Origin of the sequence: Chryseobacterium pennae (assembly GCF_003385515.1) — a bacterium.
GTDB classification, from domain to species: domain Bacteria; phylum Bacteroidota; class Bacteroidia; order Flavobacteriales; family Weeksellaceae; genus Chryseobacterium; species Chryseobacterium pennae.
In genome coordinates this window covers 73,028-96,168 of sequence record NZ_QNVT01000021.1, presented here as the reverse complement: position 1 = coordinate 96,168, position 23,141 = coordinate 73,028, and the positions used below count along the sequence as shown (strand labels likewise).

Here is a 23,141-nt window from a genome sequence, read left to right as displayed (position 1 = left end):
GATGAAAACAATATTAAAAGAATTTCAAAGCAGATTTACAGGATTGGAAACGTTTCTTTCCGACCATGTGGTTCAGGGGACAAAAGTCCTTCCCGGAGTTGCTTACCTTGAATTGGCCCGTTTTGGAGGAGAATACATTCTTGAAAAACAGGTGACAGGATTACGTGATGTGGTTTGGATGCGCCCGATTCGCGTTTATAATGAACCAGTTGATGTGGTAACCGGGTATATGGAAGAAGTTTCAGGAATTACTTATGAGATTGGTTCCCGAAGCTCCGGTACCAAAGAAATACATAGTCAGGGACACATTTACACAGGAATTTTACCTATCCCACGTACAATTGATCTGCAAGCTGCACGGATGTCATGTAAGCAGGTTGTTTCTGCAGAAGAGAGTTATGAAAGTTTCCGGAGTCGGGGACTGTTCTACGGTCGCACATTTCAGGGAATCAAAGAGATGTACTGTTCAGAAACCTGTGCGGTATCTCAAATAATATTACCACGGGAAGACGGTTTTGTTCTTTCTCCGGGAATGCTCGACAGTGCTTTACAAACTTGTATGGGAATTGGGTTTGTCCCGGAAGGAGGTTCGCTTGAACTGCCTTTCAGCCTTCGGGAATTGAATATATATGGCACATTACCGGAGACCGTTTGGTGCTATACTGAAGTGACGAACCCGAAAGCACGTCTGAAAGAATATTCTATTTACCTGTCTGATAATTCAGGAAAAGTATTTGTGTCACTAATTGGTTTTTCCGCTTTAACATTAGCCGCAGAGAAACCAGAGGTGAGCCAGAATCACCCCGATCCGGTTTCTGCTATATCGGAAACAGCCTCAGTGAGTTACTACCAAAGTACCTGGAAACAGGAAAATCTTGTGTTGGATGCAGATGTTACTTTATCCCTATCCGATACAATTGTTCTGATCGATGCTTCACAAGAGCTTATCGCTTCAGTATCGGAATCTCTGGACTGTAAAGTACTTCATCTTTCTTCATCTTCTTCTGTTGATCTGTTTGAAAGAGTAAAGAAAGAGATTCTTAAAAGTATAACCAGTAAATCACCATTGAATCTTACTGTTGCGGGATTAACTTCTCACTATCATTGTTTTGGATTTTTACGCGGATTAATCAAATCAGCAGAGCAGGAATGTTCCTGGTTTACAGGAAGAATTCTTGGACTGGAAGATTTTAATGCTCCTGAAAAATGGGTGCAGATCCTAAAAAATGAATTCAATACTGCTTCCAAAGAGATCCGCTACCAAGGAGGAATCCGATCAGTGTGTACGCTGAGGTCTGTGGATCTTACGGATAACCGAAGCATTTCCTTTCGCCCGGAAGGGGTATACCTTATTACAGGCGGATTTGGCAGTTTAGGTATTCAGTTGGCCCAGCACATCAGCAGGAATTATCCAACAGCTACAATTATTCTATCAGGACGGAGAACAGCCAATGCAAAGCAGCAGGAGTTACTGTCAGATCAACCTTCATGGAGATACATTCAAACCGATGTAAACGATACCGTTTCTGTTGAAAGACTCATAAGCCAAATCAAAGAGGAATATGGATATCTGACCGGACTCATTCACGCTGCAGGTGTTCTCAGAGACAGTTTATTGATTCAGAAAACCCACGAAGAAATCAAAGCAGTGTTTGATCCTAAGATTTCAGGGATTATAAATCTGGACGAGGCAACCAAAGATGAGTCCCTGGACTTTTTTGTTAATTTTTCTTCTGTATCTGCCGTATTGGGCAATATTGGTCAGTCAGATTATGCATCCGCGAATGCCTATCTGGATGATTACACACATTACCGTAATATTTTAGTTGAACGCGGAGAAAGATACGGACAGACTCTGAGTATAAACTGGCCGTTGTGGCGTTCTGGTGGTATGCAGATCGATGAGTCCTCAGAACAGTACTTAAAGCGACATTGGGGAATGGAACCTCTTCCAACCAACTTGGGAATGGATGCCCTGGATGCTATTTTGAAAAGCAGTTTGAATCATATTTTGGTTCTCTTTGGTGAACAGCAAAAAATAATTGAAAAAATCCCACTTGACAACATAACCGTAACAACCAATGAAGAACCACAAATTGCTGGTATGAGTATAGAAGTAATAATAAACCGATTAAAGGAAATTTGTGCAAATCTCCTGAAATTAAATGTATCCGATTTGGATGCAGACTCTCATTTGTCAGATTATGGACTGGATTCAATCATCATGATGAAACTCCTCACGGCATTGGAAGAAACATATGACTGTGTTTTGGATCCCACTACGGTCATCCAGCATCCGTCAATCGGAGAGTTGGCTGCTTATCTTGTAGATAACAAACTTGTTGCAGCGGAAGAAATTCTGCAGAAGAATGCAGTTCCGGAAACTCAGGTTTCAGGAACTCCGGACAAACAAGTTAATTCATATAAAACCAATAGAGTTGCTATTATTGGAATTTCCTGCAATTTGCCTGAATCTGAAAATACTGAAGAACTTTGGGAAAATCTACAAAACGGGAGAGATCTGATCAGTGAAGTTCCTGTTAACAGATCTTTTCGTAAAGGTTATTATAACAAAACAAAAACAAATTCAACATCCTATTCAAACAAAGCAGGATTCATGAAAAACCCTGCTGCATTTGATATTCACTATTTCAAGATAAAGCCGGAAGAAGCTCTTGCAATGGATCCACAACAGCGGATTGTTCTGGAACTAACACGCGACCTGCTGGCATCTGCAGGTTTCGAAAAAGAAGAACTGGCCGGAACTAATACCGGCGTATTTATTGGAGCAAAAGACAATAATTATATCAGGAATGGATATGATTTACTTCCCGAGGGAACACACCAGCATATCATTGTAAACAGCATCAGTAACATGATTGCTGCCCGGGTTTCAGATTTTTATGATTTGAAAGGAACCAGTCAGGTAATTGACACGGCTTGTTCCAGCTCACTGGTTGCGATCCATCAGGCATGTGACGCAATTCTTTCGGGTAAGCTTAACATGGCTATTGCAGGAGGTATTTCTGTAATAGTAGACGAATATGGACATGTTGGATTTAGCCAGGCAAATGTTCTTTCTGCTGACGGGAAAAGTTACGTTTTTGATGAACGTGCCAATGGTTTTGTACTGGGAGAAGGAGGTGGATTGGTTCTGCTGAAAGATTATGGACAGGCACTGCTGGATGGAGATAGGATTTTAGCTGTGGTGGAGGGATCTGCAGTTAATAACGATGGACAGACAATGGGAGTTACTGTTCCCAATAAACAAGGTCAGAAAGAGGTAATTGCAGAAGCTTTGGCTAAATCTGAAATACATCCCGATCAGATTTCCTATTATGAAGCCCATGGTACAGGAACACTGCTTGGAGATCCCATCGAAATTAATGCAGCTTCTGAAGTCTATCAGCAGCAAACAGATAAAACCGGATTTTGTGCGATCGGTTCGGTAAAAAGTAATCTTGGGCATACCATGACTGCAGCTGGTGTTACCGGATTGATCAGGATTATTCTGCAGATGCAGCATGATGAACTCGTTCCTACCATCCATTGTGAAAAACCACATCCGCGATTTAAATTCAATGAATCACCGTTTTATCCGATTACTGCTCGTAAAAAATGGGATGTACAACAGAAAATTGCAGCGATCTCAAGTTTCGGATTTGGGGGAACCAACTGTCACCTCATTTTGTCGAAAGCCACTCAGGATAAAATGAATTGTAAACGAATCCCGTTAAAAGTTCAGCGTCAATCAGAAAATTACTGGTTAGGGGACACCAATTCCGCCGTTTTTGAAAAAGAAGAAGTTACCCCAAAAACAATTGTAACGAAACCTTTGATCCATGGGTTGGAAAATGAGATCATTCGCCTGATTCGTAATAAAATTGCTCAAAAAACAAGCATTCAGCCGGCAGATATTTTAGTAGATGAAGGGTTTATGGACCTTGGATTGGATTCTACAGTTTTGATTCAACTTACAAGCGAATTAGGTGACGATTGGAATATTGAACTTTATCCTACTTTGCTTTTCCAATATGATACAATAAGAAAATTTGCTGCATATATTGCCGCAACATACAGTTCTGAACTTGAAAATCTTCAACAAGTGGAACCGGTTTCAGCATCTTTTGAGGAAAAAGAAGAACCACAGGAGATTAAATCTGAAAAACACTTGAAAGAAAGCCTGCTGGCTTCTGAAGATGAAATTGCCATAATAGGCATGACAGCCAGATTTCCGGGAGCAGAAACACTGGAAGATTATTGGGGAAATATTTTAGAAAACAAAGACCTGATTACTGAAATACCAAAAGATCGTTGGAAATGGGAAATGTACTATGGTGATGAGAAGAAAGAACGCGGAAGAACAAAAGCAAAATTTGGAGGTTTTATTTCCGATATAGATAAATTTGATCGCCAATTTTTCAGGGTGCTTCCATTGGAGGCACAGCTGATGGATCCTCAGCACCGTATTAGCATTGAAGGAGTCTATCATTTATTTGAACACGCAGGAATTGCACCGGAACAAATGAAAGGAACCGATACCGGAGTATTTATTGGTGTATCCAGCTCAGATTATGCAACGCTGATCAACAAGGAAAAAGGACTCAACCAATATGCACAATACGCAACTGGAAATACCCATTCTGTATTGGTAAACCGAATATCCTATCTTTTTGATCTTCACGGTCCGAGTATTCCGGTCGATACAGCTTGTTCCAGTTCATTAATTGCAATTAGCAGGGCTGTAGAAAGTATTCGGTCAGGTAATTGCTCAATGGCAGTAGCGGGCGGAGTAAACATTATTTTATCCCCGGAATTATCACTGTCGTTCAGTCAGGCTGGAATGTTAAGTGAAGACGGACGTTGTAAAACATTTGATAAAAATGCCAATGGATATGTTCGTTCCGAAGGAATGGGATTGATACTACTGAAATCCAAAGCTGCCGCTTTACGCGATGGAGATCAGATTTATGGAGTCATTAAATCTGTGGCCGAAAACCACGGTGGGAAAGTAAGCACCTTGACATCTCCGAATCCTAATGCACAACGAAACCTTATTATTCACGCCATTCAGAAAGCAGGACTCCATCCGAATGACATCAGCTACATTGAAGCGCATGGAACGGGAACGCCACTTGGTGATCCGATTGAAATAGATGCACTTAAAATGGCTTTTGAAGAGCTGACAGGAAATACTCCATTAAAACAAGCAAATTGTACACTTGGTAGTGTCAAAGCTTCTATTGGTCACCTGGAAGCAGCTGCTGGTATTGCGGGTATAATAAAAACCATTCTGTGCCTGGGGCATCAGACATTGGGCGGGAACCCACAACTCAAAGAACCAAACGAATTATTGAAGCTACACAACAGTCCGTTCCGATTGGCAAAAGAAACAGAATACTGGGAGTCTGTAAATCAGAAAATGAGGACAGCCGGAGTGAGCAGTTTTGGATTTGGCGGAGCCAATGCGCATGTGATCCTGCAGGAATATTCTGACAATGAAGCAAAGAAACCGAAGCATGGAAAGACATTGATCTGTTTATCAGCAAAAACGGAAAGCCAACTTCTGACTATTCAGAAAAATCTGTTTGCCTTTCTTCAGAAAAATTCAGATTGTTCATTGCACGATATCGCTCAAACATTACTTGTTGGAAGAGATGCAATGTCCATAAGAACCGCTTTGGTAACGGATTCTCTGAATGATTTAAAACAACAATTAGAGCAAGTGATTCTTGGAAAACAATCTGCGTTTGTTTCCGGAATAGCAGATTTAAATGCCTTTAATGAACAAGATATAAAAATAGCTGTCCGGCGAAATCTTCTGGTTTCAAATGAATTGGAATCGCTTATGCATTCCTGGCTGAAGGGCCAGCCGGTAAGCTGGAAACAGTTCTACGATGCAGCCGAAGTACGGAGAATAGCGCTTCCCGGATATCCATTTCTGCGTGAGCGCTGCTGGTATAACGAAATTAAGGAGATCAGTACATCCGAAGGATCTCAGACTAAAGAGTTTTTGCAGATAGACCATGTCATTGGAAATGAAATTGGAATAGAAGAATTGGGGAACGGAATTGTGATGGTTAAAATGCAATCCCGCAAAACCAAAAATATGCTTGATGATCAACTGATCAAAAGTCTTACAAAAACATTTTCGGAACTGGAGCAACGGGCTGATCTGAAAGTTGTAATTCTGACTGGCTATGACAATGTATTTTGCATGGGTGGTTCACAGGATGTTTTAAATGGAATTGCCAGTAAGAAACAAAAATATACCGATGCACCGTTTGTATATCAGGGACTCCTTGAATTTAAAGTTCCTGTTATTACAGCAATACAGGGAATGGCTGTCGGTGGAGGGCTGATTTTCGGGTTGTATGGAGATATCGTTTACATGGATGAGCGGTCTACTTATAGTTCCAACTTTATGAAATACGGCTTTACCCCTGGGATGGGTGCCACCTATATCATGCCGAAGAAACTTGGTCAGCAGCTGGCTCAGGAAATGATGTACACTGCACGACTGATCGGTGGAAACGAATTGAGAGAAAGAGGAGCCACTGTAAAAATTACGGTAGACGTACTGAAGGAAGCTGTCAGGACAGCAAAAGAGCTTGCTTCCAAACCGAAAATTGCTTTGGAAGTTTTGAAAAGAAACCTTTCTGACCGAATGTTGCAGGATTTACAGCTGCATGTGAAGGAAGAATTGGAAATGCACGATAAAACATTTCATACTGATGAAGTCAGAAACCTCATTATGTCAACGTTTAATCGTCCAAATGCGGTAAATCCGGAGAAAAAGATCACGATTGCTCCGGTTGACTCAAAAGTTAAACTTGCACATCCTGATATGATTGCTGCTAAAGGAGTAAAGCCATTCAGTTTTGAGCCATTCATAAAAGTATCACTTCGTGATGTCAGACAAACAGATTTCATCAGTGAACTAAAACCGGTCACCCAACCACTATTGGTTGAATCGAAAAGGGAAGGAAAGTATATTAAATCAGACCAGCAGAAGGTAACCGTTCAAAGTGGAACTATTATTGATTTTCTGAAAGATTGTGCTGCCGCATTATTGAATCTCCACACAGACGAAATTGGAGCAGATGATACATTCCTGGATATGGGAATTGATTCCATCAGCGGAGTGGAATTCATACGGTCCGTCAATGAAAAATTTGATCTTCAGTTGGAAGCGGTATTATTGTATGATTATCCGAATATCAAAACCTTATCGGTATTTATTGAAAAGAATTCAATGACGATTCCGGTTATTTCCCAGAAAGAACCCGTTCAACCGACTGCAGAGCCAGTTATCTTACCAGGGAAAGAAGAAATTGAGACCGTACAGGAGAACACTACAGATGTAACCGGATCTCTGAAACAGATTTTCAGTCGGATGCTGAACCTTCCTGTTGAAGAACTGTCCATCGATGAATCTTTTATTGATTTCGGAGTAGATTCTATCAGCGGTGTTGAAGTGGTACGGGGAATCAATGAACAATTTGATCTGTCATTGGAAACCGTTATTTTATACGATTATTTCAATATCCGGAAACTTGCAGGTTTTATCACAGGTCAGCTTCCGGAGAAATTAATAATAATACCTGAGACACAAACTACTTCAATTAAAGAAAACGTTGTGTTGGTTGAAGAAAATCAGCCTCAGATTTCAGCAATGGATATTGCCATTATTGGGATTAGTGGTCGCTTTCCACAGGCAGATAATGTTGATGAATTCTGGAAAAACCTGGCTTCAGGAAAAGACAGTGTGACTGAAGTTCCGGGGAGGAAGTGGTCTGTAGCAGACATTTATTCTGAAGAGAGAGGGGTTCCTGGCAAATCCTATGGAAAATGGATGGGAGCCATTCATGACGAAGATAAATTTGATACCTATTTTTTTAATATTTCTCCAGCAGAAGCAAAAAAAATGGATCCCCAGCAACGGGTATTCCTGCAAGAAGTCTGGAAAACATTTGAAGATGCAGGTTACTCGCCTGAAAGTCTTTCAGAGAGTGCCTGTGGTGTCTTTGTAGGGGTTGGACCGGGAGATTATTTTGACCGTTTTAAACATAATGAATTATTGGATAATCATGTATTGACAGGTGTTACCACTTCGATGCTTGCTTCTCGTATTTCTTACTTATTGAATTTGCAGGGACCTGCAATTGCCATTGATACAGCCTGTTCAAGTTCGTTGGTAGCACTTCACCAGGCCTGTTCAAGTCTTCGGAACGGTGAATGTGAAATGGCTATTGCCGGTGGTGTAAATATCATGACCACGGAAAGTATGCATATTCTTACCAGCAAGACGGAAATGTTGAGCGAAGATGGTAAATGTCATACGTTTGATAATCAAGCGAATGGTTTTGTTCCGGGAGAAGCAGTTGGGGTGGTTTTGCTAAAACCGTTACAACAGGCAATCAATGATAAAGACAACATTTATGCGGTTATCAAAGGGAGTGCAGTCAATCAGGATGGAAAAACCAATGGTATTATGGCACCAAGTGCCAATTCACAGAAAAAGCTTATTCAACAGGTATTAAACCGTTTTGATATTGATCCCGGAAGTATTTCCTATGTAGAAGCACATGGAACCGGAACGAAACTCGGTGATCCGATTGAGATCAAAGCACTGAAAGAAATGTATTCCGGTGAGGATTTCAAACCAGAAAGCTGTGCACTAGGCAGTGTAAAAACAAATATTGGGCATGCTCTTACCGCTGCCGGAATTTCTAGTTTACTTAAGGTGGTCCTTTCTATGAAAAACAAGCAGATACCACCGTCGTTGCATTATAATCAGTGTAACGAGCACATTCAGTTAAACGGAACGTCTTTTTATGTGAATACAGAATTGAGAGAATGGAAATTACCAAATTCAGGAGTTCGCAGAGCTGCTGTCAGCAGTTTTGGATACAGTGGCACCAATGCCCATGTGATACTGGAGGCATTTGAACGATTACCGGAAAAGACGGTTCAGGATCAGGAGCGGTTATTTCTATTTTCAGCAAAAAATCAGGAACGGTTGGTGGAAATGGTAAAACTGTATTGTGAGTTTCTTCAGGAAAAACGTAATTTAAATAATGTATCGTATACCCTTTTAACCGGAAGAGAAGCAATGCCTGAACGCTTGGCTGTTGTTGCTTCAACACAAGCAGATTTGCTTGTTACTTTGCAGGAATATCTGAATGGGACAGGTGTTCATTACATAACGGGAAATGTAAAATCGCAAGGTATCCACCAGCGCTCATTACAAATTGTAAATCAAAGATTACAGGAGATTATCAATAGTTGGTTAAAAGGACAGTCTATTGAAGTAATTTCTTTATTTGATGGAGAAAAACCTGAAAAGATCAGTCTGCCGACCTATCCGTTTGAGAAAGAACGTCACTGGGTGGATGTAGTGCATACAAAATCAATTGAAGCATCTGTGAATACTTCATTGAATGAATGGATATACAAAACCACAATAGCTCCGAACAGTCCTTTGGTAAACGATCACAAAGTTCAGGGACGGAAAATTGTACCTGGAGTGTATTATCTCCAGATCGTAAAAGAGGCCATGAAACAAGGATTTCATTTGGACGTTAATCGTTTCCGTAACATTCGACTGTTGGATCCCGGGTATATTGGGCGGGAGCCAATTACCTTTCAGGTTGAAATCAAACAAAAAGATCAGGAGTTTGAGTACCGGATTACTACAGTAGAGCAGGGTCAGACGAAAGTGAAATCGCAAGGATTCACGTCATTTTCAACAGAACAACCTGTTATTTCAGGTCGCAAACATGAACAATACAAATTACTTCCTTTTGCCTTGGAAAATAATGAGTTTTATGAACGATTCGCTTCTATAGGATTGGAATATGGTCCGCTTTTCAACGGGATGAAAAAGCTGTATTTCAGTGAAAATGAGGCATGGGCCTATTCAGAAAAAATTGGAAATTCAAGTGAAGAATCTGTTCTGGGTCAGCTAGATACTTGTTTTCAAACTTGCCTGGGCATAGATCACAAGAACTCAACTCTGAAACTTCCTTTTGGAATTGAAGATTTATTGCTTTACCACTCAATGCCAGAAAGGGTTTGGACCTATGCGCGAAAAGAATTGGACGTACAGGGTAAAACTACATTCACTGTCGAAATCTACGATGAAGAAGGCCTATGTCTGGGAAAAGCACAAAACGTAGCTGTGTTTCCATTACATGAAGCAGTAAACAAACCTCAAATTGTAGAAAACAGAAAGAAACATTTATATATCCCAAAATGGAATAGAATCAAAACAGGGAAAATATCTGTACAACCTATTTTAAATATTGGACAACATTTAATTATCGGACAAAAAACAGATAAAATCCTATCAGATAGCTTAGCACAAGATCTGAAGAAGAAAGGGATAGTTCCGTTATATGCGGATACTCTGGATCACGTTCCGGTGGGAGTTGGGCACATATATCTTTTGCATGGACTTCAATCTGCCTACAGTCAGGAAGACAGTCTGGAGCAGATGGAGTACACCGTTTTCCGAGCAGTCAAAGTGCTGCAGGAAAGTACTTTTAACCCCCAAAATATAGAATTAACAGTATTTACCAGAAATACTCAAAAAGTATTGGATACAGATACAGTCAATCCTAAAGGAAGCGGTATTGTAGGAATCATCGGGTCTTTAGCAAAAGAACAGCCGGGATGGACCATCCGAATGATTGATCTGGGAACAGAAACTACATGGAACTGGGATGCCCTGATATCTCATTCATCCAATAAAGATGGAGCAGTAGTAGCCTATAGAAATGGCTTTCTGTTCAGATCTGAACTGAGACAACTGGATCAACATACTGGTGTTTCATCCAAACTGAAACAGAATGGAGTCTATCTTTTATTGGGTGGAGCCGGAGGAATAGGACGAGTAACATCTGATTATCTCATTAAACAATATAACGCCAAAGTGATTTGGCTGGGAAGAAGAGGAATGGATTCTAAGCTTGAACAAGAGATTAATTCGGTTGGTACTCCTTCCAATCGACCGGAATACTTCCAGTGTGATGCTACAAAAAAATCAGAAGTAGAAAATATTCATAAGTTATTTATGGAACAGGGACTCCACATTAATGGAATCTTCCATTCTGCCATTGTTTTAAATGACCGCCTGATCAAAAATATGAAGGAACAATCGTTTAAAATGGCATTTGAACCTAAGTCGCTGGCTACACAAAATCTCTTTGAAGTATTCAAGGGGGAAGCACTGGACTTTATTTGTTTTTACTCATCCATTCAGTCTCAGGTAAATGCCGCCGGACAAAGCAATTATTCAGCCGGTTGTACATACAAAGACAGCTATGCACATGCATTGCAACAGGAAAGAAAAAACACACCGGTGTATATAATCAACTGGGGATATTGGGGAGACGTAGGAATCGTTTCCACAGACGAATACAGAGCAAAACTTGCAGCGTCAGGGCTGGGAAGCATTAACGCAAAAGAAGGAATGCAAATTCTTGAACAAATTTTAGCAGGAGAACAAAAACAATTGGCAGCAATCAAATTTCTGAACTAATGAGCCTAATCAATCAAAATAAAAAGATATCACAAGTAAATCAATATTCTCAGGTAGTATTGAATATACCTGAACCACAACGTTTCAATGCTGAAACAGAGAAAGTATGCTTAATGGAAAAAATTCTTTTCCAAGGACTGATTACAGTATTGTACAATCTAGGGTTGAGAGAAAACGGAAATCAATTGAGTAAAACGAGTGAACTGGCGGTACAATTGGAAATTTTACCGAAATATGAAAGACTGTTCACAGAATTGATTGAAGAGTTGGTTCAACACGGTTATTTGGCCCTATCAGAAGATGCTTTACATATTTCCAGCGAAATCCTGTCGATGAATAAGATACTCTCAGATCTTGCCGATTTCGGTAAAACTTATCCGGATTTTAAACCGCATACCCGGTTGATGAGCCTCTGTTTTGCAATGTATGGAGATATTCTCACAGGGAGAAAACGTGCTACAGACATTATTTTTCCACTCGGATCATTGGAATTGGTGGAAGGAATTTACAATGGCAACAAACAAGCAGATTATTTCAATGAATTACTAGCTGGTCTGGTACAAACTGGAGTTGCCAGTACTGATGGGAAAATCAGGATTTTAGAAATTGGTGCCGGAACAGGGGGGACAACTAAATGTGTACTGAACAAGTTGGTTGCACAAAAAGAGTTCATTGACTATCATTTTACAGATCTTTCAAAAAGCTTTCTGTTCAATGCTGAATCACTGTTTAAATCGGATTTTACAGGATTCAGAACATCCATTCTGAATATTGAAAAAGATCCTTTAGAACAAGGATTTACGGAAGGGACTTACGATATTATCATTGCCGCTAACGTATTGCATGCTACAAAAGATATCACTAATACGCTTACACAACTGAAAAAGCTGTTGAAAGCAAATGGTGTGGTACTGATGAATGAAATTGCACGTAAGGAATTATTCACAACACTGACCTTTGGACTTCTTGATGGATGGTGGTTGTATGAAGACGAAGAACTCCGATTTAAAAACAATCCGGGACTATCTTTTGAAAACTGGACCATTGCGCTGGAAGAAACCGGTTTTGTAAGAAGTACTGCTTATCCGTCTGGTAACAGCTGTTCCCAGCAAATTATTGCTGCTTATAGTGATGGATGGATTGAACAGGAAATAAGTTTAACACAGACTCAGACTCAGACTCAGCTTACAACATTATCTGCCCGGAAAAAGGTTGCCTCAGACAGTAATCTCATTCTCGAAGAACTCAAAAACGTATTTTCTTCTGTTTTACAATGCGATGCAAAACGCCTGGATCTGAATGCTCCGTTTGATGAATTGGGAGTTGATTCCATTATGATAGGAACACTTTCCAGACAATTGTCACAAAAATACGGTGATATTTCAGTAACACTGCTTTTTGAATACGGAACAATTAATGAACTGGCTTCTTACTTATCAGTACAAAATACTGAACCACTGGTTATTGTTGCGGATGCTTCAAAAGAGGATAAGGTTTCTTTAGAGCCTAAACAAATAGGGGATTTCCTCATCAATATGTTTGCTGAATTACTACAATGCGATGCAAAACGCCTGGACCTGAATGCTCCGCTTGATGAACTGGGAATAGACTCTATTATGATTGGAGAATTTACCAAAAGAGTGCAACGCATCATTCCCGTCATATCGTCAACCATATTTTTTGAGTATTCAACAATTAACGAACTGACACACTATTTTTCAGAAAATTATTCAGAATATTTTGTTTCTGAACCGGGGCTTTCTATTTCTGACCCCACTCAGGGGCAAGCGCAAGCTTCACAATCTGCGAATACCTCATCTATTCATGAACCTATTGCAATCATCGGTGTAAGTGGTAAATATCCAGGAGCAAAGACTTTAGATGAATTGTGGAAGGTATTATCCGAAGGAAAAGATATGATTTCTGAAATCCCATTGAATCGATGGGATAATGAGATATTTTTTGACCCTTTGAAGGGAAAACCTGGCAAAAATTACTGTCCTTACGGAGGTTTTATTGATGAATTCGATCAGTTTGATCCGCTATTTTTCAATATTTCTCCCAGAGAAGCAGAACGGATGGATCCGCAGGAACGTTTATTCCTTCAGACTGCCTGGGAATCCATTGAAGATTCCGGATACAAATACACAGACTTCAGTAAACGTAATGCTGTCAAAACGGGTGTATATGTTGGGGTAATGTATGAAGAATATCAGCTGTATGGTGCTGTAATGGAATCTGAAACCGGAAGAGTTGCATTGGGAGCTAATCCGGCTGGAATTGCAAACAGGGTTTCATACTGTATGGATTTCAATGGACCGAGTATGGCAGTCGATACGATGTGTTCATCTTCTTTAACAGCCATTCACATGGCATGTAATGATCTGAAATGTGGCGATACAGATATTGCTATTGCCGGCGGTGTAAACCTTACCCTGCATCCTAATAAATACCTGGTATTGAGTCAGGGTACATTCCTGTCACCGAAGGGCCGTTGTGAGAGTTTTGGAAGTAACGGGCAGGGATTTGTTCCGGGTGAAGGAGTTGGAGCAGTAGTATTAAAACGACTTTCAGATGCACAGAAAGACGGAGACCAGATTTATGCAACAATTCTTGGAACAGCTATTAATCACGGAGGTAAAGGTAATGGGTATACCATTCCTAATCCTGCTTCACAGGCGAATGTAATCAGTTCTGCATTGTCAAAAGCTGGTTTGTCCGGCGAATCAATTAGTTATATTGAAGCTCATGGTACCGGAACCAGCTTGGGAGATCCAATAGAAATTGAAGGACTGACAAAAGCGTTTAATTCAGAAAAAAAACAATTCTGTAGAATCGGTTCCATTAAGTCCAATATTGGGCATTGCGAATCTGCTGCCGGGATTTCAGGGCTGACGAAAATACTTTTACAGCTCAAACACAGACAATTGGTTCCATCTCTTCATTCCCAAAGTCTTAATCCGAAGATACGTTTTGATGATACACCTTTTTCAGTCCAGCAAAGGCTGGAAGAATGGAATGTTGAAGACGGCACTTTACGAACAGCAGGAATCAGTGGTTTCGGTGCAGGGGGTGCCAATGCACATATGATTGTTCAGGAATACAAGGCGGTACAAAAAAACTATACATCAAACGATCCTGCACTGGTAATAATTTCTGCGAAAAACGGAAAGCAGCTACAACATTATGCACAAAAACTAAAACTTTATATTCAGGATCACCCAGACCTTTCTGTATATAATGTCGCATACACGCTTCAAACCGGGCGTATGGCTATGGAACACCGTTTGGTCATTGAAGCAGATAGCCTGCATGATCTGATGAAGCAGTTAAATGCTTTTCTTACCGGAGAATCAGGTAAATACCTTGTAGGTTCTTCAGAAAACGGTACTCGATCCGAAGTATTTTTTTCTGTATTTAATGAATTGGCAAATCAATGGGTAAGCGGATCAAATATAAACTGGTTAGAGATTTATAACGGACAATTCCCACATAAGATCAGTTTACCAACGTATCCATTCGACAATAAACGGTATTGGTTTGATAGCTTTCTGGATAAAGAGATCAAAAAGAAATTAGATACTGAAATAAAACCGGCCATTATCCCGGTTTCAAAATCACTATACCTCAATGGTCTGCAAGGTAAATCAACAGGCACGGTAAATACGACTTTTCCTGAAAATGGAATTGCTGTTGTGGCTATGGAATCCAGAGTTTCAAAAAATATGTTTACTTATGATATGGTCAATGACCTTTATCTGGCTTTCCATCAATTGAGCAAGCGAACAGATTTGAAAGTAGTAATTCTGACCGGATATGATACCATTTTTGCAATGGGTGGAGATAGGGAAGGACTTACAGATCTTTCCGATAATAAAGGAGCTTATACAGATTTGCCGTTTTTATATAAAGGACTGCTGGAATTCGATTTACCAGTCATTACTGCAATGCAGGGGCATGCACTTGGCGGCGGCTTAGTTCTTGGATTATACGGTGATATAGTCTTACTTTCAGAAAAGAGTACTTACAGCGCCAATTTCATGAATTATGGATTTACACCGGGAATGGGAGCTACTTTCCTGTTAGGAGAAAAACTTGGCATCAACATAGCAAATGAAATGCTCTTTACCGGAAAAATGTACAGTGGTAAAGAATTGCGCGAAAAAGGTTCATCAGTGAGAATCTGTATGGATGTTGTGGGAGAAGCTTTGAAAATTGCACGTGACATGGCAACAAAACCGGTTTCTGCACTGAAGCTCTTAAAAGAGAAACTGGCTTATGACCTTTCTGTGAAACAAACAGAACATATTGCCCGGGAGGTAGAAATGCAGAAAATTACTTTTGCGCAGCCAGAAGTAAAACAGAAAATAGCCGAGCAGTTTTCCAAACCTCATACACCGGTAGTTCACTCAGTAATCCTAGAAAAAGAATCAGTGCCTGGGAAAGTTAAGTTAATACCACCAGTAGAAGTTGCAGGAAGAAAATCAATCACAGATTCTACGGAAACAATAAAAATAACTCTGAGCAGGCTGTCATCAGATAATATACTGGTTCAGAATCCAATATTGAATGATCAAAGTGAAGGACAGTTGTTCGGGACCCTGCAAAGAATTGTGGGAAAAATACTTCATATTCCGGATTCTGAAATTACCGCTGATATTCAATTTACGGAGTTGGGATTGGATTCCATCAACGGAGTTGAGATACTTCGGGAAATAAATGAAACCCTGCAGCTGCAACTTGAAGGTCCGGTATTGTATGAGTACGGGACACTCAATTTGCTTGCTGCTCACTTGAACGGTCATAATTCGAAAGCTGTAGAAATAGGTGCAGATACAGCGATAATTGTATCAGAAACAATGCATGAAGATACCTCGATACTGTCTTTCCTGAAAGAGATTGTAGCAGAAGCACTTCATCTTCAAACTACAGATATCACTGACAGCAACGTATTTACTGAGCTTGGAATGGATTCCATTAATGGAGTGGAAATCCTTAGGGAAATCAATACCAGATTCAGTCTTGATCTTGAAGGAGCCGTTTTATACCATTTTGCTACACCCCATCAGTTGGCCAGCCATATTTCCGGATTAACAGAAAAAGGACCTGCTGTCCAAACTCCTGATAACCATACTGCAGGGATAGAAAAAGAACTCCCTTTTCTTGAAAAAACAATAGGAATAGACCTTTCTGAAGCACGAAAAACCATCAGGATCATCATTTCTAACTGTTTGCATATTAATAGTGCTGATTTCAATGATAACAGCGTATTCAGCGAATTGGGAATGGATTCCATCAATGGCGTGGAAATCATACGTGAAATAAATACAGCATTTGGAACGTCTTTAGAAGCAGGAGACCTGTATCAGTATACTACTATTGATGATCTGATTAAACAGTTCATTACTTCAGATAATAATGCTGCAGAACAGGTTACTAATCCAGTGAGCGAAATTTCTGCAGATATTACTCCGTTTGAATTGTCCTATATGCAACAGGCATATTGGGTAGGAGAAAATAAAGAACTTGAATTAGGAGGAAAGCAAGCACATCTTACAGTTCGTTTTGAATTTGATTCCATAGATGTAAAACAATTGGATCAGGCAATCAATCAGTTGATTCACCGACATGGTATTTTGAGAACCAGGTTTTTGGAAACCGGTCAGCAACAATTGATAGAACATATTCCGTTTTACAATGCGACCATGAAGAATCTTCTTGAAATGGATCAGGAAACCGCTGAACAGGTCATAATCAATGATGTGAATGAAAAAAGAAAATCAAGTCCTGATAAACTTAGCTGGCCATTGTTTGATTTCACAGTCTTCAAAACCAATCTTAAAGATCAGGTGGTGGTTAATCTGAGCTTACTCGTATGTGACGGAAGTAGTGTGGCGATCTTTTTCAAGGAACTATTTGATCTTTATACAAATCCAGATTTAATTCTTGAACCTTTAACAATTTCATTCAGGGATTATGTTGATTATCAAAAAGAGCTTCGTAATAGCCAGAAATACAAAGAGGCAAAAGCATACTGGAAAACCCGCCTGAAAGATTTACCACTTGGCCCTGAACTGGCTTACAGTAATGGAACGGATGAAGGCATAATGGTACACAAAGAGAAAAAAATAGATCGCGAAACCTTTTCCGTTCTAAAAGATAAAGTACGTAAAAGTAATTTGTCACTTTCATCAGTATTGTGTACTGCTTATACAAAAGTATTGGCGACATACAGCCGAAGCAAACATTTTTCATTAACGATGATGACCTTGGGAAGAGAATTCCCGAATGCAGAAATCAATAAGGTTATTGGAAACTTTTCCCGTATTTCAGTTTTAGAGCTGGATTATAGAAAAGAGCAATCCTTTTCTGCAGAAGTAGCTGCCGTTTCACGTCAGATCTGGGAAGACCAGAAATACAAGTCTTATAACGGGATTGAGGTGATTCGAGATCTCAATATCGAACGTGGATTACTTGGAAAAATTGCTATTCCGGTAACTTTTGCCAGTGCTTTTGGCCTAGGATATGATGAAAAGCATCCATTCAGAAGAGTTTCTGCAAGCCTTCAGGTTCCCCAGGTTGCGATGGATCATCAGGTTTGTGAGGAACCGGACGGATCATTACTGCTTTCATTTGACATCGATGACGGATACTTCCAGAATGGTGTCACTGATGATATTATACGTTCCTATGAAAAAGCTATCCGTATGCTTGCTGCTGCAAACTGGAATACACCTTTGGAGTCTGTTATATTGGAAGATCAGTTAGCATTGATTAACCATACCAATGAAACGGAGGCTGAAATTCCTAAAACCTTTTTATTTGATCCTTTCGAGAAAAGTGCACAACGATATGGAGATAAAGTAGCAGTAATCGACGGAGAAGTAAAACTCACTTATAAAGAGATACAACACTTGTCGAATCGTATTGCAAACAAACTTAAAGAAAACGGAGTCAGCCCGAATAAGCTCATAGGGGTGTTAATGCACAAAGGTTGGGAACAGGTTCCTGCAACACTTGGAATTATGAAATCCGGCGGAGCATATCTTCCATTAGATCCTACAATGCCAGAAAGCAGATTAAATTATATTCTGAAAAAAGCCGGAGTACACCAGGTGATAACTACAGTTTCTGTTCAGGTAGAAGAATTTGCATTCCCTGAACACGTTCGCTGTTGGAATATTGAAACCGATTTTGCATATGAGTCAGATACAACGCCTCAAATCGAACTGACAGACAGTGACCTGGCATACACTATTTTTACTTCAGGTTCTACCGGCTTCCCAAAAGGAGTGATGATTGATCACCGGGGAGCGCTCAATACCTGTATAGATATAAACAGTCGATTTGAATTGGATAATCAAAGTGTGGTACTGGCACTTTCTGCTCTCTACTTTGATTTATCTGTTTTTGATATTTTCGGAATACTTGGTTGTGGAGGTACCATTGTATTTCCGGATTATAAAAAGCTGCGTGATCCCGGACATTGGATAAAACTGATTCAGGAATATGAAATCACTGTCTGGAATTCTGTTCCTGAATTGATGAATATGCTTATCGAATACAATGCATTGCTGGAGAAAAAAGTTATTCCACAACTTAAACTGGTAATGATGAGCGGGGATTGGATTCCCGTAACGCTTCCTGAAAGGATACGGCAGTTTGTACCGAATGCAAAAGTAGTGAGTCTGGGCGGGGCAACTGAGGCTTCTATCTGGTCCATTTATCACGAAATCAAAGAGGTTGATCCAACGCTGCGTAGTATTCCTTACGGAAAAGCTCTGGCCAATCAAAGCATGCATGTATTTGATCAGTTTATGAATCCTTGTCCTTTTCTTACTACCGGAGATATTTATATCGGTGGAATTGGAGTGGCAAAAGGCTATCTGAAAGATGAAGAAAAAACCAGAAATCAATTTGTCCGTCACCCGGAAACAAACGAAATCATTTATAAAACGGGTGATTTGGGGCGTGTGATGCGAAATGGTGATATTGAGTTTTTAGGAAGAGAAGACTTTCAGGTGAAAGTACAGGGTTATCGCATTGAAATGGGGGATATAGAAGCTGCTTTACTGCGTTCCGATCAAGTAAAAGCTGCTGTAGTTGATATACGGAAAGATATCATTGGTAACAATTACCTTGTGGCTTATACTGTACCTAAAAACCAGCCTATCAATGAACAGGAATTAACAGAAGAGCTGCGATCTCAGCTTCAAGCCTACATGATTCCGAAATACATTGTTTCCCTCGATGATCTTCCAGTTACACAAAATGGAAAAATCGATAGGAAAAGTCTTCCTGATCCGCGAACAGCTGAGCAAAAAGAGCCTAGCGCGGAAGCAGTATCGGAAAATCTCACCATAGCACTTCAAACAGTTTGGAAAGAACTGCTTCAGGTAAATCATATTTCAGGATCAGATGATTTCTTTGAATTGGGAGGCAACTCTTTGTTGGTAATTCGATTGGCTGCTTTGCTGGAAAGTAACCTTCAATTGAAGATCGACTTAAGTGAATTATTACAAAACAGCCGCTTCTCTGCCCAACTTCAGGTGATTGCCGGTAAATCCTCAGGCCAGAGTACTATAAAATCGGTTGTTGCCATCCGAAATGCCGGTGCTGCCGGTCAACCGCTCTTTTTGGTTCATCCGATCGGAGGATCCGTCTTTTGCTATAACCAGTTAGCTCGCTTAATGGATCCGGAAACACCTGTATATGGATTTCATGCCACAGGAAATGAATCTCAGGATGTAGTGAAAATGGCCGCAGCTTATATTAAAGACATGAAATCCGTTCAGCCCGAAGGTCCTTATTGCATAGGGGGGTGGTCTTTCGGCGGAATTATTTCGTTTGAAATGGCTCGCCAGCTCGAGCTGATGGGAGAAAAGGTAGAAGATCTGTTCCTGATTGATTCTTACTTCCATTCCAGTGGATATCAATTGGAAAACGTTCACGAAACGGAAGTTTTTGAAAAATTTCTGAAGGATCTTAGTTTTCAGAAAGGTGGGCAGCTTATAAAAGGAAGCACCATGCAGCAAATGTTGGATGAGGCAGTTGAAATGAAACTGTTTCCAGCCGAAATAACCATGGAAACCGTACAGAAATTCCTCGAAATGTTCAGGAATAATTGTGTTGCTTATTCCCGTTATAAGGCATTATCAACGGTGAACAGCAATACCCACATTTTAGTGGCAACAGACCGTTCATTTATCGGATCTGAAAGAGATGCAAAAGCTTGGGAAGCCTGGCTTACCGGAACCTATACTTATTATGAACTGGAAGGAGATCACTTTACAATTTTCGAAGGAAACAGTCTGAAAAAATTGGTTGAAATAGTAACCATCTCATCAAAAATTACAAGCGTATGAAAAAAGCATTAATCTTTCCGGGACAAGGTTCCCAGTTCAAAGGAATGGGAAAAGGATTGTTTGAAAAATATCCGGAAATAAAAATAAAAGCCAGAGAAATCCTGGGATACGATTTGGAAGCATTATGTCTGGAAGATAAAGACGATTTGCTTGCACAAACCCAATATACCCAACCTGCAATTTTTACTGTCAGTGCTATGCATTACTGGGAATACCTGAAAGAGAATCCCAAACCGGACTTCCTGGCCGGACATAGTCTTGGAGAATATAATGCCTTATTGGCGTCTGGAGTATTTGATTTTGAAACAGGATTAAGACTCGTTCATAAGCGCGGAGCTTTAATGGCTGCTGCTTCAGGAGGAGGAATGGCTGCTATTTTGGGTACTTCAGCAGAAAAATTAAAAAAATTACTCGCTGAAGGTGGCTTTGATGGAATTGATATAGCCAACTATAATACTACGAGTCAAATTGTAATTGCAGGTCAGGCAGAAGATATCCGCCGTGCAGTGACTTACTTTGAAGAACAAAAGATCCAGGCAATCCCACTCCAGGTTAGTGCTCCCTTCCATTCCCGTTACATGAAAAACGCGGCCCTGGAATTTGAGCAATTTATCAGTGGGGTTGATTTGAACCCATTACATATTCCTGTAGTTGCAAATACTACTGCCAATTGGTACACATCAGCAGTTAAAGAAACCTTGGGATCACAGATAGCCCAATCTGTAAGATGGGTAGATTCCATCCGGTTTTTAATGGGGAATGAAGTAACAGAATTCAAGGAAATAGGCGGCCATATTCTTACAAGAATGGTGGCAGATATCAAAAAAAACTGTTCCCCCTTGACTCATCATAAATCTTCTGTACTTTCAGGAAACGAAAAGAAAGTTTTTCTTGGAAGCAAAGATTTTTGCCGGGATTATAATATTAAATTACCTTATGTTGCCGGTGGAATGTATCGCGGAGTCGCTTCTCCCGAAATGGTTATCCGGTTAGGAAAAGCAAAAATGTTTGGATTTTATGGTACGGGTGGATTACAGTTGAATGAAATTGAAAACGGAATCAGGCAAATAAAAACTGCTCTAAATAATGGTGAATCATTCGGTATTAATTTACTGCATCATTTCGGAGATCCGGAAACAGAATGGAAGCTGGTAGACCTTTACCTTAAAGAAAATATAAAATATATTGAAGCTTCTGCATTTATGCAAATGACAAAACCGTTGGTATACTTCCGTGTCAAAGGACTTGGAAAAGATGCTCATGGTAATATTATTTCCAGTAACCAGATCATGGCCAAAATCTCCAGACCCGAAGTGGCTGAGGTATTCATGAATCCTGCTCCGGAACGCATATTGAAACAACTTATCGCTGAAGGAAAGATCACTGAACAGGAAGCAGAAATGGCAAGAGAAGTGCCGGTTAGCCAGGATATCTGTGTAGAAGCAGATTCCGGTGGGCACACTGATGCCGGAAGAGCATTGGTTATTTTGCCTGCAATCCGAACATTGCGTGATCAGATTTCTACTGCCAGTCGTTATTCAAAACCTATCAGAATTGGTCTTGCAGGAGGAATCGGTACACCAGAATCAGTGGTTTGTGCTTTTATGATGGGAGCTGATTTTGTACTTACAGGTTCCATAAATCAATGTACCGTTGAGGCTGGAACCAGCGACCTTGTCAAGGACCTGTTACAGGAAATGAATGTTCAGGATACAGACTATGCACCGGCAGGCGATATGTTTGAAATAGGAGCAAAGGTACAGGTACTTAAAAAAGGAGTACTCTTTTCTCCAAGAGCCAATAAGCTATATACACTTTACAATCATTATGAAAGCCTGGATGAACTTCCCGTAAATATCCGGAAACAGCTTGAAGAATCCTATTTCAAAAAAAATCTGGATGAAATCTGGCAGGAAGTCAAAAATTATCAGTTATCAAAAGGGAATAGCAGTGACATTGAAAAAGCAGAAAAGAATGGAAAACAGAAAATGGCTATGGTATTCAAGTGGTATTTTGGATTTAGCAGCAGAAGTGCCTTGAATGGATTCAGTGACCGAAGAGTTGATTTTCAGATTCATACCGGCCCGGCATTAGGAGCCTTTAATCAATGGGTAAAGGGAACAGGATTAGAATCCTGGCGGGCACGTCATGTTGATCAGATTGGTGAAAAACTGATGCATGAGGCCACCCTCTTTTTTGAAGAAAAAGTAAACACTATATATAACAACTAA

General features: G+C 40.1%; 3 protein-coding genes. All 3 read left to right on the top strand.

Features of this window, described 5'->3' with window-relative positions:
- Position 1 precedes the first annotated feature (1 nt).
- From DRF65_RS19440 to fabD, 3 genes are read left to right on the top strand one after another with little or no spacing between them, the layout of a single operon-like run.
- Positions 2–11,545 carry an SDR family NAD(P)-dependent oxidoreductase gene (locus tag DRF65_RS19440; RefSeq protein WP_115972404.1) on the top strand — a complete coding sequence of 3,848 codons (11,544 nt, stop codon included), beginning with the start codon at positions 2–4 and terminating at the stop codon, positions 11,543–11,545.
- Entirely contained in the window at positions 11,545–20,910 is a 9,366-nt protein-coding gene (locus tag DRF65_RS19435) for a non-ribosomal peptide synthetase (RefSeq protein WP_115972403.1), read from the top strand. Before DRF65_RS19440 ends, DRF65_RS19435 begins: the two co-directional genes overlap by 1 nt.
- Positions 20,907–23,141 carry an ACP S-malonyltransferase gene (gene fabD, locus DRF65_RS19430; protein ID WP_115972402.1) on the top strand — a complete coding sequence of 745 codons (2,235 nt, stop codon included), beginning with the start codon at positions 20,907–20,909 and terminating at the stop codon, positions 23,139–23,141. The genes DRF65_RS19435 and fabD overlap by 4 nt, the downstream gene beginning before the upstream one ends.

Coding starts and splice junctions, on each gene's coding strand:
- DRF65_RS19435 (WP_115972403.1), top strand. CDS start 11,545: ATGAGCCTAATCAATCAAAATAAAAAGATATCACAAGTAAATCAATAT.
- DRF65_RS19440 (WP_115972404.1), top strand. CDS start 2: ATGAAAACAATATTAAAAGAATTTCAAAGCAGATTTACAGGATTGGAA.
- fabD (WP_115972402.1), top strand. CDS start 20,907: ATGAAAAAAGCATTAATCTTTCCGGGACAAGGTTCCCAGTTCAAAGGA.